At 35.1% G+C, this 13234-nt stretch carries 11 protein-coding genes; 7 read left to right on the top strand and 4 right to left on the bottom strand.

Annotated elements, in window-relative coordinates; all coding sequences use genetic code 11:
* Positions 1-4: 4 nt before the first annotated feature.
* Entirely contained in the window at positions 5-520 is a 516-nt protein-coding gene (locus GV828_RS08640; protein ID WP_166537085.1) for a DUF6265 family protein, read from the bottom strand.
* 113 nt (positions 521-633) lie between these two features.
* On the opposite strand from GV828_RS08640, the gene prfA reads away from it, so the two are divergent.
* From prfA to GV828_RS08625, 3 genes are all read left to right on the top strand, one after another.
* Positions 634-1710, top strand: coding sequence for a peptide chain release factor 1 (prfA, locus tag GV828_RS08635; RefSeq protein ID WP_166537084.1), 1077 nt, complete (start codon positions 634-636; stop codon positions 1708-1710).
* A 198-nt stretch (positions 1711-1908) separates the two neighbouring features.
* Complete coding sequence (gene pyrF, locus GV828_RS08630; protein WP_166537083.1) at positions 1909-2721, top strand: orotidine-5'-phosphate decarboxylase; 813 nt, start codon at positions 1909-1911, stop codon at positions 2719-2721.
* Positions 2722-2803: 82 nt separating this feature from the next.
* On the top strand, positions 2804-3610 hold the full coding sequence (locus tag GV828_RS08625) for an ABC transporter substrate-binding protein (protein WP_166537082.1): 807 nt from the start codon (positions 2804-2806) through the stop codon (positions 3608-3610).
* 171 nt (positions 3611-3781) lie between these two features.
* Here GV828_RS08625 and GV828_RS08620 read toward each other — a convergent pair whose 3' ends face one another.
* Positions 3782-4492 (bottom strand): DUF4197 domain-containing protein, encoded by a 711-nt coding sequence (locus GV828_RS08620; protein ID WP_166537081.1) that lies wholly within the window; start codon positions 4490-4492, stop codon positions 3782-3784.
* A 158-nt stretch (positions 4493-4650) separates the two neighbouring features.
* Between GV828_RS08620 and GV828_RS08615 the strand changes: the two genes are divergently transcribed.
* From GV828_RS08615 to GV828_RS08600, 4 genes are all read left to right on the top strand, one after another.
* The gene (locus GV828_RS08615) at positions 4651-8103 is read left to right on the top strand and encodes a methylmalonyl-CoA mutase family protein (protein ID WP_166537080.1); all 3453 of its coding nucleotides are present in this window, start codon (positions 4651-4653) and stop codon (positions 8101-8103) included.
* 334 nt (positions 8104-8437) lie between these two features.
* Positions 8438-8680 (top strand): hypothetical protein, encoded by a 243-nt coding sequence (locus GV828_RS08610; RefSeq protein WP_166537079.1) that lies wholly within the window; start codon positions 8438-8440, stop codon positions 8678-8680.
* Positions 8681-8682: 2 nt separating this feature from the next.
* A complete protein-coding gene (locus GV828_RS08605; protein ID WP_166537078.1) occupies positions 8683-9531 on the top strand; it encodes a T9SS C-terminal target domain-containing protein in 849 nt (282 codons plus the stop codon).
* Positions 9532-9637: 106 nt separating this feature from the next.
* Complete coding sequence (locus GV828_RS08600) at positions 9638-10156, top strand: hypothetical protein (protein WP_166537077.1); 519 nt, start codon at positions 9638-9640, stop codon at positions 10154-10156.
* Between the two features lie 76 nt (positions 10157-10232).
* Here GV828_RS08600 and GV828_RS08595 read toward each other — a convergent pair whose 3' ends face one another.
* Both GV828_RS08595 and GV828_RS08590 read right to left on the bottom strand, forming a co-directional pair.
* A complete protein-coding gene (locus tag GV828_RS08595; protein WP_208103166.1) occupies positions 10233-12590 on the bottom strand; it encodes a glycosyltransferase in 2358 nt (785 codons plus the stop codon).
* A gap of 40 nt (positions 12591-12630) precedes the next feature.
* Complete coding sequence (locus GV828_RS08590) at positions 12631-12894, bottom strand: hypothetical protein (protein WP_166537076.1); 264 nt, start codon at positions 12892-12894, stop codon at positions 12631-12633.
* Between the last annotated feature and the right edge of the window lie 340 nt (positions 12895-13234).

The following is a 13234-nucleotide window of genomic DNA, read 5'->3' as shown; positions in this document are numbered from 1 at the left end:
TTTGTTAGTTGATTTTTTTCATTTTAAAAGTTTCATCAGCCGGAATTCCTTTTTTTAGTCCGGAAATTGTCACCACTAAACTATCGTCAGAAACTTTGTTGTAGATAATTTTGTTAGGATAATCGTGGTTTTTATTTTCAAAAATAGCCGTTTTATTATTGAAAAACGTAGATTCAAATGCCACTGCTTTTCCATCGTTTTGGTTGGCAACATTTACTTCGTAAACCAATTGAGTTCCGGATTGAAATAATTTTACTTTCTCTCCAAAAACTGTATCATTTTTAATCACAAAATAACTTTCTCCTAATAAAGTAGAATCGTTTTCCTTTTTCCAAATTTCAGATAAATTGCCTTCCGGCGAATTGTTTTCCCAACGACCTAATAACCATTCAACATTCGTCAAAGCAAAATATTTTCCATCAGACATTTCTGGTTTATCACGTTGCGCATCGTGTGCTTCTTTGCAAGAAAAAAGCCCTAACAATAAGCAACATGCGAAAAATTTAATTTCTGTTTTCATTCTGATAAAAATTAAAAAAATGTGATGCAATTTATCATAAATTGTCAATTCTCAAACCTGTCGTAAATAGAAAATATTTTCGTAAATTTGCACTCCAAAATAAAGGAAGAGAGATGTTAGATAGATTGCAAATTGTGAAACAGCGTTTTGATGAGGTGTCGGATTTAATTATCCAACCCGATGTAATTGCCGATCAAAAACGTTACGTTCAACTTAATAAAGAATACAAAGACCTTAAAGCGCTTGCCGAAAAACGCGACGAATACGTAAATTTAATGGGCAATATCGACGAGGCAAACGAAATAATTGCAGACGGAAGCGATCCCGAAATGACCGAAATGGCCAAAATGCAACTCGATGAAGCAAAGGCTCGTCTTCCAGAATTAGAGGAAGAAATTAAATTCATGCTCATCCCAAAAGATCCCGAAGATGCGAAAAACGTAATGGTGGAAATTCGTGCCGGAACCGGTGGTGACGAAGCCAGTATATTTGCCGGAGATTTGTTTAGAATGTACACCAAATACTGCGAGAGCAAAGGTTGGAGAACTTCTGTGGTAGATTTAAATGAAGGAACTTCAGGTGGTTTTAAAGAGGTTATTTTTGAAGTTACCGGCGAAGACGTTTACGGAACTTTAAAATTTGAAGCCGGAGTGCATCGTGTTCAACGCGTTCCACAAACTGAAACTCAAGGTCGTGTTCACACCTCTGCAGCAACCGTGATGGTCTTGCCAGAAGCCGAAGAATTTGATGTGCATATCGACATGAACGATGTTCGTATTGATTATTTTTGTTCGTCAGGCCCTGGAGGTCAATCGGTTAATACCACAAAATCCGCCGTTCGTCTTACTCACGTTCCAACAGGATTGGTAGCACAATGTCAAGACGAAAAATCGCAGCATAAAAACAAAGACAAAGCGTTCACCGTTTTGCGTTCACGTTTGTATGAGCAAGAATTGGCAAAAAAGCAGGAAGAAGATGCTAAAAAACGAAATTCACAAGTAAGTTCAGGAGACCGTTCCGCAAAAATTCGAACCTATAATTATGCACAAGGAAGAATTACAGATCACAGAATTGGCGTAAGCATTTTCGACCTTGACGGTTTCATGAACGGAAATCTTCACAAAATGATTGACGAACTCCAACTCGTTTCCAACACCGAAAAACTCAAAGAAGCCAGCGAAGTTTTTTAATCTTGAAAATAGAAAATAGATGCCAGACAATTTAGTTTGGCATTTTTTTTACAAATTATTTTCATCCGTCAATTCAAAAACCAAAACCATACACTATTAATTTTCTAATGCATCATTTTTTTCCGAACTTTGTCAGAATACAACAATTTCGGACATGATAAATCATAAATCTGAAATCCTAAATCGGCCATCAACTACATGACTACACAACAACTCACACAACAAATTTTTGCTAAAAAATCCTTTCTCTGCATTGGTCTGGATGTAGATTTAAACAAAATTCCAAATCATCTTTTGGCAACAGAAGACCCAATTTTCGAATTCAACAAAGCCATTATTGATGCCACGCATGATTTGACTGTCGCCTATAAACCCAATACCGCCTTTTACGAAGCATACGGACTAAAAGGCTGGATGGCATTAGAAAAAACTATCAATTACCTCAATCAAAAACACCCGGAAATTTTTACCATCGCCGATGCCAAACGTGGCGATATTGGCAATACTTCCGCCATGTACGCCAAAGCATTTCTAGAGGATTTAGCATTTGATTCTGTGACGGTCGCGCCTTACATGGGTAAAGATTCTGTCGAACCATTTTTGGCCGTAAAAAATAAATTTACCATTTTATTAGCGTTAACATCCAACGAAGGCGCTTTCGATTTTCAAACGAAAGATTCCAACGGAAAAGAACTATATAAACAAGTGATTGAAACCTCAAAAACTTGGGAAAATGCTGAAAATTTGATGTACGTTGTTGGCGCCACTAAAGCGGAATATTTTACAGAAATTAGAAAAATTGTGCCCGAAAATTTCTTGCTTGTTCCCGGAGTTGGAGCTCAAGGAGGAAGCCTTTCTGAAGTTTGCAAAAACGGAATGTCAGAAAATGTTGGATTGCTCATTAATTCATCTCGCGGCATTATTTACGCTTCAAGTGACGAAAATTTTCCCGAAAAAGCGAGGGAAGAAGCCTTAAAAATTCAGCAGGAAATGGCGGAAATATTGAGCTAAAATGATGGCCAAGAATTCAAGAATTTTCTTTTTTAAAATTTAAAATTCGAGAATTCGTGCTAAAAATTATTCTAAAAAATAGATGAAAACCCTCCAAGACCAAATAGGAAACCAGCATCAATTCGAGAAAGTTCCGCAACGCATTATTTCATTGGTACCATCGCAAACTGAGTTACTTTGCGATATGGATTTGGAAGAAAATATTGTGGGAATTACTAAGTTTTGTGTGCATCCGTATCGCTTAAAATCAACCAAAAAAATGATTGGCGGTACCAAAAAAATACATTTTGAAAAAATAAAGCTACTCCAACCCGATATTATCATCGCCAATAAAGAAGAAAATACGCCCGAAATTGTGGCTCGATTACAAGAAATTGCGCCAGTTTGGGTCACTAATATTATCACTTTTGAAGATGTTTTGCAAATGATTTCCGACTTTGGGCAAATCTTCAACCGAAGAACCGAAGCACAAAAATGGAACGACAAATTAAAGTTTGCTTATAATGATTTTCAGCAATTTATGCAAAATAAGACATCTCAACGAGTGGCTTATTTTATTTGGAAAAACCCATACATGGTTGCGGGTTCGGATAATTTTATTAATGAGATGTTGAAACTCAACAAGTTTGAAAATATTTACGACAATCAAGAAAAGTTTCCGGGTCGATATCCAGAAGTTGTTGTGCAAAAAATGCGTATTCAAGGTGATCCGGAAATTGTATTTTTATCGTCCGAACCTTTTCCGTTTAAAGACGAAGACGCTTTTGAATTAGGAAGATTTACACATCACGCGAAAACCATTTTTGTAGATGGTGAAATGTTTTCTTGGTATGGTTCGCGGTTGTTGAAATCGTTTGATTATTTCAAAAAAATTCATCAAAACTTATAAACTAAAAAAGCCGGAACTTTTTAAAAAAGCACCGGCGTTTTTTTTCTAACTAACCCTAACCAAATGAGAAAACCATTAATCTCTTTGCAAAGTTGCAACTTTTTTTTGGTTTGTAATGTTAAGGTAATGTTATTTATGTAGCTGAAAATTAATTTTTTACATTTACAAATGTTATCTTTTGTCTTGCATTGCAAATACTTTTTTCAGTAAATCAGATGTACGTGCCGAAAGATTCGTTCTGATGTCTTTTTCCTCAACAGCAATCATCGTAAAAACACCTTTCATAGCTTCGTTCGTTACATAATCTGTCAAATCTGGATTAACATCTTTAGTTAATGGAACGGCATTGTATTTTGTGATAATGTTGTTCCAAACTTTATCGGCACCAACTTTTCCAAGCGAGTTTTTTACCACCGGATTAAATTTACTATACAAAGCCGTTGAAGTCGTTCTTTGTAAATAATTCGTTGCCGCATCTTGATTGCCTAACAAAATATTTTTGGCGTCAGTAAACGTCATATTTTTTACGGCGGATATAAAAATAGGTGTTGCTTCTTTCACGGCATCTTCAGCCGCACGATTTAGCACCTTTAATCCCTCATCTGCCAAACTAGATAATCCAATATCTCGAAGGGTTTTATCTACTTTTTGAAGTTCGGCAGGTAATAAAATTTTCACCAACTGATTTTTAAAAAAACCATCAGTGGCAGTAAGTTTTGAAACTTCTTTATCAATCCCGTTGTTAAGTGCTTCTTTTAATCCGGCTGCGATGTCTGGGTTTCCCAAAGTTGTACCGATTCCCGGATATTGACTGGCTACTTGCTGTAATTCTGCACAACCCATTAATGCAAAAGCCGCTGAAAGGAGGATAATTTTTTTCATGAATTTAAAATTTGATAAAACCAAAGATAACAAAGTTTGAGCCAAAATTAATTTGTTGAAAATTTTTCTGAAAACACAACCTATTTGGGGTTGCATTCTCTTTAAAGTTTTTTAATAAATTCGTAAATTGCACACCTAAAATTGACAGATATTTCAACATGGAACAAGCAAAACCTTATATTCCTAAAAATAAAGTAAGAATTGTAACCGCTGCAGCACTTTTTGACGGACACGACGCTGCTATCAACATTATGCGAAGAATCATCCAATCTACGGGTGTAGAAGTAATCCATTTGGGCCATGATAGAAGCGTGGAAGAAGTAGTAAATACAGCTATTCAGGAAGATGCAAATGCGATTGCAATGACTTCGTACCAAGGCGGTCACAACGAATATTTCAAATATATGTATGACTTGCTTCATGAAAAAGGAGCGGGACACATCAAGATTTTTGGTGGAGGCGGAGGTGTCATTCTTCCAGACGAAATCAAGGAATTGCAGGACTACGGAATTACAAGAATTTATGCTCCAGATGACGGACGTGAATTAGGTTTGCAAGGAATGATCAATGATTTGGTACAAAAGGCCGATGCCAGCCCCCCAACCCCCAAAGGGGGAGTTTCCATGATTGCGGAAAATCTTCAAAAAAAAGAGGTTAATACAATTGCACGATTAATATCGCTTGCAGAAAACAATCCTGAAAATTTTCATGAAGTTTTCACGCAATCATTAGTAGCTCCCCCTTCGGGGGCGGCTGTACCAGTTCTAGGAATTACAGGAACGGGTGGAGCGGGAAAATCGTCTTTGGTTGATGAATTAGTTAGAAGATTTTTAATCGATTTTCCAGAAAAAACCATTGGATTGATTTCTGTCGATCCATCAAAAAGAAAAACAGGTGGTGCTTTGTTAGGCGATAGAATCCGAATGAATGCCATCAACAATCCTCGTGTTTACATGAGATCGTTGGCAACACGTCAATCGAATTTGGCTTTATCAAAATATGTTGCCGAAGCCATTCAGGTTTTAAAAGCAGCAAAATACGATATTATCATCCTTGAAACTTCAGGAATCGGGCAATCGGATACCGAAATCATGGACCATTCTGATGTTTCTTTATATGTTATGACGCCAGAATTTGGTGCTGCAACACAGTTGGAAAAAATCGATATGCTTGATTTTGCCGATTTGGTTGCTATCAATAAATTTGACAAAAGAGGTTCACTTGATGCTTTGCGTGATGTCAAAAAACAATTCCAGAGAAACCATAATCTTTGGGATGCCAATCCAGATGATTTGCCGGTTTTCGGGACGATTGCTTCGCAGTTCAACGATCCAGGAATGAACACGCTCTACAAAGCTATTATGGATAAGATTGTAGAAAAGACAGCATCTGACTTGAAATCTACTTTCGAAATCACACGTGAAATGAGCGAAAAAATCTTCGTGATTCCGCCTCACAGAACACGTTATCTTTCTGAAATTGCCGAAAACAATCGCAAGTATGATGAAAATGCGCTTTCTCAGCAAAAAGTTGCCCAAAAATTATACGGAATTTTCAAAACCATCGAATCGGTTTCGGGCAAAACACCAGAAATAACAAAAGCTGGAATCAATGATGATTCGGTTTTGCCAAGTGCTTTGGATGAAAAAGATGAAAACAGAATCTTCCTGAATTTACTTCTGAATCAATTCGATAAAGTGAAAATGGATTTGGATCCTTACAACTGGGAAATCATCCTGACTTGGGACGAAAAAGTAAACAAATATAAAAATCCGGTTTATACGTTTAAAGTAAGAGATAAGGAAATCAAGATTGCCACCCACACCGAATCGTTATCGCATTCGCAAATTCCGAAAGTAGCTTTGCCGAAATATGAAGCTTGGGGCGATATTTTAAAATGGTGTCTTCAAGAAAATGTTCCAGGAGAATTTCCGTTCACTTCTGGATTGTATCCTTTTAAAAGAGAAGGCGAAGATCCATCGAGAATGTTTGCTGGTGAAGGTGGTCCGGAACGAACCAACAAGCGTTTTCATTATGTAAGTGCTGGTTTACCTGCAAAACGTTTATCAACGGCTTTTGACAGTGTGACTTTATACGGAAACGACCCGCATCTTCGTCCGGATATTTACGGAAAAATAGGTAATGCTGGAGTTTCTATTTGTTGTTTGGACGATGCTAAAAAATTATATTCAGGTTTTAATTTAGCACATCCGTTGACTTCGGTTTCAATGACCATTAATGGTCCGGCTCCAATGTTACTTGGGTTTTTTATGAATGCGGCAATCGATCAGCAATGTGAGATCTACATCAAAGAAAATAATTTGGTGGAAGAAGTTGAAGCTAAAATCAACGAAATTTACAAGAAAAAAGGGTTGGAAAGACCAAGATACAACGGCGATTTACCAGCTGGAAATGATGGTTTAGGTTTGATGCTTCTTGGCGTTACGGGAGATTTGGTGTTGCCAAAAGAAGTTTACGAACAAATCAAAGTAAGAACACTTTCACAAGTTCGTGGAACGGTTCAAGCGGATATTTTAAAAGAAGATCAGGCTCAAAACACTTGTATTTTTTCTACCGAATTTGCTTTGCGATTAATGGGTGACGTTCAGGAATATTTTATCAAAAATAATGTTAGAAACTTCTATTCCGTTTCCATTTCGGGGTATCATATCGCAGAAGCAGGTGCCAATCCAATCACGCAATTGGCGTTTACTTTGGCAAATGGTTTCACGTATGTGGAATATTATTTGAGCCGTGGAATGGATATTAATGATTTCGGACCCAACTTGTCGTTTTTCTTCTCCAACGGAATCGATCCGGAATATGCTGTGATTGGTCGTGTAGCGAGAAAAATTTGGGCGAAAGCCTTAAAAAATAAATATGGAGCCAACGAAAGAGCTCAAATGTTGAAATATCATATTCAAACTTCGGGTCGTTCATTACACGCTCAAGAAATTGATTTCAATGATATTCGAACGACTTTACAAGCTTTGTATGCGATTTATGACAATTGTAACTCGTTGCATACCAATGCTTATGATGAAGCCATTACAACGCCAACAGAAGAATCGGTTCGTCGTGCCATGGCCATTCAGTTGATTATCAATAAGGAATTAGGTTTGGCGAAAAATGAAAACCCAATTCAAGGTTCGTTCATCATTGAAGAATTGACAGATTTAGTGGAAGAAGCCGTTTTGCAAGAATTTGACAGAATTACCGAAAGAGGTGGCGTTTTGGGTGCGATGGAAACCATGTACCAACGTTCGAAAATTCAAGAGGAAAGTATGTATTATGAAATGCTGAAACACACGGGCGAATTCCCGATTATCGGTGTGAATACGTTCTTGAGTTCAAAAGGTTCGCCAACGGTGATTCCTGCCGAAGTGATTCGTGCTACTGAAGAAGAAAAACAGTTCCAGATTGATATGTTAGACAATTTGCATCAATTTTATGGCGATAAAACAAAGGAACAATTGTCTGTAATTCAAGATGTTGCGATTAATAATCAAAATATTTTTGAGCAATTGATGGAAGCCACTAAGATTTGTTCGTTAGGAGAAATCACAGCTTCATTGTTTGAAGTTGGTGGACAGTATAGAAGGAATATGTAGTTTTTAGAAGCAAGATATAAGAGTAAAGAGAAAGGACCTTTTAGAAGAGGTCCTTTTGTCTCTTAATTTTTTGAAGCATTTTTTTATTTCCCTTTAGAAAAAAAAATCAAAGGAATGTAGAAGCCAAAAAAGATATATTTTTTTGTAAAAATAAAATGCTGTAAACTTTTAGCAAAATAGTGTAAGTAAACACTCCTTTTTCAGGCGTAAGTTTGTAAAAGAATTTACGAGCTGGGGGGCTTTTAAGTTTGTAAGATACGAAATGTATGGGTAAAGAGAGGTTCCAACTTTGGAACCTCTTTTTTATTTAGTATAATTGATTAATTTTGAAACGATGAAAAAGAAATTAAAAGAAGAAATACTGCTAAAAGATGCATCTGTCAAAAAAGTGCAATTTGATAAAATTTGGTTTTACGATTTAAAAGATATGGAAGATTATCTAGAAGAAAGTTTAACCGAGGTCGAAACTGTTCATTTACCATTTACGGTTGACGGAGAAAAAATCCATACTAAATGCGCCACATTAGAAGATATAGAAAGGATTCGGAAGGAAAAAGCGGGCGAAAAAAATATTTAATTTTGAAATTCTGTTGGCTACTCATTTTTTCAACTGCAATAGTACAAGCTCAAAAACTGAAGCCTGAATTTTCTGTGATTTTGTCCGAAAAGATTCACGAAACTTCGGGTTTGGTTTACACAAATGGCGGTTTGTGGACCCATAATGACGATGCTGATACTAATCTTTACCAGCTCGATACTGTTACTGGAAAAATTACCGACTTTATTTTTTTGCCAAATGTAAAAAACAAAGATTGGGAGGAAATTGATGCGGACGAAAATTATTTCTACGTTGGGGATTTTGGCAATAATGTTAGAGGAAATCGGCGTAATTTGCAAGTGCTTCGGGTGGATAAAATATCTAAAAAAATTGATACAATTGCTTTTCAATATTCCAATCAAGAAAACTTTTTGGTAGTTAAATCCAATAAAACTGACTTTGACGGAGAAGCTTTCGTAGTAACGGCAAATAATATTTTTATTTTCACCAAACAATGGAAGTCGAAAAAAACTGCTGTCTATCAGTTGCCTAAAACACCCGGAAATTTTGTGGCGAAACGAATGGGGGAAATTAATGTGGAAGGCTTGATTACAGGGGCAACTTTGGTAAATAAAACTTTAGTTTTGTGTGGTTATAACAAAAAGGTAAAACCGTTTTTATTTTTTGTGTATGATTTTGATGAAAATTTTAGTGATTGTAAAACAAAAAAAATAAAACTAAAATTGCCGTTTCATCAAGTAGAAGGTATTGCGTCAACTGACGGAAAATGGTTTTATTTTACGAACGAAAAACTTGAAATTCAGCCGTTTATAAATGTAAAAGCAAAATTACATAAAATTGATTTGTCGAAATTCCTGTTACCTGAATAAAATTTCACTTCAACTTTTAAAACATAAATTTGTCAGAAAAAATAGTGTGATAATTTTTTTTGGCTCTATTTTTGGAATATATTTATCAACCTTAAAAATTTAAATTATGAAAAAGATATTTTTACTTCTTACAGTTGTTGCCTCCGCTTTTTTTACAAGTTGTAACAATGATGACAATGTTAATTTTCAGGATAACGACACCATTGCTGAAGTTTTTGAAATTAGAAATGTAAACTTTATGGGATCTTCCGGATATGAAATTTTTTACGAATTCGGGCAATTTCCAATTTTTGATTCTGATATGATTTTAGTATATCGCTTGGCTGCAGTAGAAAATGGTCGTGATGTTTGGGAACTGTTGCCTAAAACGGTTTATTTTAATGACGGAACTGAGTTAGATTATAATTTTGATTTCACAACGCAAGATATTCGCATTTATATGTCTGGAACTTTAGACCTTGCATCTGTACCAGAATTTACTCAAAATCAATTATTTAGAGTAGTCATTGTTCCAGGATTTTTGTCAAATAGAGGTGGAAATTCATTTGATGCAAGTAATTATCAATCAGTTATCGATTTTTACGGAATAAATGATAAAAATCCTACACAATTGATCAAAAGATAATCAAATTAATAGATAAATTTATTTAAAAAAAGCCGGAATTCATATTGAATTCCGGCTTTTTAATTTGAATTAATAACTAAGCTTTAAGTAAAATTTGCTTTGCGGCTTTTAATTTTTTTCTGAAATAAACAGTATTGGCATTTCCAAAATATTTTGAAATGGTCAATCTTGCAATAAAGTAACTCAAGGTAGATTCAGCACCTTGGTTGAGGTTTACATTTTTTTCTTCTAAACCGTCAAAACAGCCACCAGTACAAGGATTGTAAATAATTTGTTTCAAATGATTGTTTCCTAAGAACCAGTTGAATGCTATCTCCATTTTGTTTAAATAATCTTCATCTTTGAAAATATCATGAAATTTTCTTAGAGCTAAGATTGTATAAGCTACATCAATTGGTTGTTCGCCGTATAATTCTTTTTCTTGACCTTTTACATGCCAAGATTTATTAGAAATCACCCTGATTTGATTCTCGGTAAAAATATTATCTAATAAAAATTTAAAAGATTTTTTAGCGATCATTCCATATTTTTCTTCGTTTGTAACAGCATAAGCACAAAGCAAACTTTCCGGTAAAACGCTGTTGGCATACGTAAGATAGCTTTCGAACCAATTCCAACCTTCGTGTGCTTCTTTATCATAGATGGCTATCAATTTATCAGCTAAAATCTTGATACTGATAGCATTATTCATATCTTTCGTTTGACGGTTATAGTAATACAAACCTTTGATAGTAAACGCTATAGCTCTTGGTGAGTGAATTTTTTCTAAATTTTCAATTGCTTTTTCAAACATTGTAGTGGCTCTTTTTACAAATGGAGAGGGTAACATTGGCGAAAGCGAAATTAAATATCCCAAAGCCCAAATGGCTCTACCGCAACTGTCTTCAAGATTTACAGCGTTATTTTGTGGTGTGAAATTTTTGTTTACATCTACATAATTTAAAAACATTCCGTTTCGCTGTTGGCAAAATTCTATAAAGTTCAGATAAAGAGAAATGTATTGTAAATCCTCGATATTTTTATCGTATTTGTAATTTTGGCAAAATGCTATTAATGCTCTTGCATTATCATCTAATGTATAACCAGAATTTGGATCTGGCTTATTGATTTTGCAAAATTGAAACATCCCGAAATTATCCGTCATTTTCTTAATATGGCGAGAATTTACTTCGGGATTTCTATAATGTAAATGAATAGAATTATTCGACGCTTTTTGGAACAAAATTGCGTGGGCTACCGCCGAATTTTCCCAGGCCGTTGGCATAATTTTGTGCAAACCGTTCATCATCATATTTTTGCGTAATCCTACATCAAAAATCAATTGGTTCACTGCTTCTGCTAACTGTACTGAATTTCCAAAGTCAAAGGTCAATCCCGAACCATCTTTTAGCATTTCTTTTGCGTGAGGAATTGGTGTGGAAACAATGGCGCAACCACAACTCATGGCATAACTAAAAGTTCCGGAAACCGCTTGATTTGGGTCTTTTGAAGTAAAAAGATAAATATCGGTTAATTGTAAATAATCCAACAATTCATTCAGCGGAAGGTATTTGTTGACAAATTGCACGTTGTTCTCCAACTTCAATTCCTTAATTTTTGCTTCAAGCGACTCCCGATAAGATTCACCTTCGTTGATTATCACTCCTGGATGCGTTTTTCCTATAATTAGAAATAATACCTCCGGACTTTTATCGACTATCTTTGGCAATGCTTCAAGGGTAGTTTCAATTGATTTTCCACGACTTAATAATCCAAATGTGGACAAAATTTTTCGTCCTTTCACCCCATACTTTGTTTTCAAAACATTTTTGTCCGCATAAGGAACAAGATGAGTTCCGTGAGGAATTATGGCAATTTTTTCAGCATCGACAATATAATCCTCCTGAAGAATTTCTGCAGAACGATCTGTCATCACAATTAAATGATTTGCTCGATCTAATATGTGTTGAACACGCACCTTGAAAACTTCATCAGGACGTGGCAAAACCGTGTGAAATGCCACAACAAGCGGTTTTTTAATTTCTGTAATAAATTGATGAAATCGATCAAAATTTTCCGCAAATAATCCAAATTCATGTTGAAGTACTACAACCTTCACATTGTCATTCGCATTAATTGCCTCCGAAACGGCGTCATAGGAACTCGATTCCGAAGTATTTAATGTATATTTCACGTCAGATTCATGATATAAATGACGCTCATTGTTGTTTTCCAAAGCACAAACCGATACCTTAAATGAACTTACAAACTGCTTATTCAATGCTCTCATTAAATCCTGTGAATAAGTTGCGATACCACATTCACGCGGTGGATATGAGGTTATAAATAAAATTTCTGGCAAATCAATCTCGTCAGAAAGTAAGTAGTTGGCTTTTGATGGAAAAACGTTTTTCGATGTTTCCGGGGTTTGCGTATTGGTTTTTTTCGACTTCATGTTTCAATTTTTTCCGATTAGGGTTCAGTTCAGCTAAATATTAGTTTGTGTTTTTCGCAATCCAATCGTTCGCTCTATTCTTAGCTTGATTAATTAAATTGTCACCCGTTTCAGCATGTTGACTCAATTCTTTTTGCGCTTTTCGCTGTAATTCACTCAACTTTCCTTTGAACTGATCTTTTGCATTTTCTGCTTTTTCTAAAAATCTTTTCTTCTTTGATTTATTTTTCGCTGTCAATATTCCGACGATTGCTAAGGCTGCAACTCCCGCTGCTACACCCAAAATAATTTTTTTAGAGCTCATAATTAGTAATTATTTGTGTTGATAATTTATTCTAAAATCATTGTTCAACTAAATTAATTAAAACTAATTCATCTTGATAAGTTCTTATAAAATGTTTAACATAATGCGATTTTATGGTTGTCTTGCGATAAGATATTCAATAAAAGCATCAATGTTTTAAATATTATACAATTTTAATCAGGTTTTATATAATTTCGAGATTCGAATTTGGATATTTTTGAGTAAATATGAAACAGCTGTTATTTTATTAGGGGTACTTCGGTTAAAAAATATTTTTTTGATAAATGCTACCCTAAAAAAATAGGGGTAATGTTCATTGTACAATAAAATTTGTATTTTT

This window comes from Flavobacterium ichthyis (genome assembly GCF_009915155.1).
Classification (GTDB): domain Bacteria; phylum Bacteroidota; class Bacteroidia; order Flavobacteriales; family Flavobacteriaceae; genus Flavobacterium; species Flavobacterium ichthyis.
Note: the sequence above shows the minus strand (reverse complement) of the source record. Positions and strands in the feature narration are given on the sequence as shown.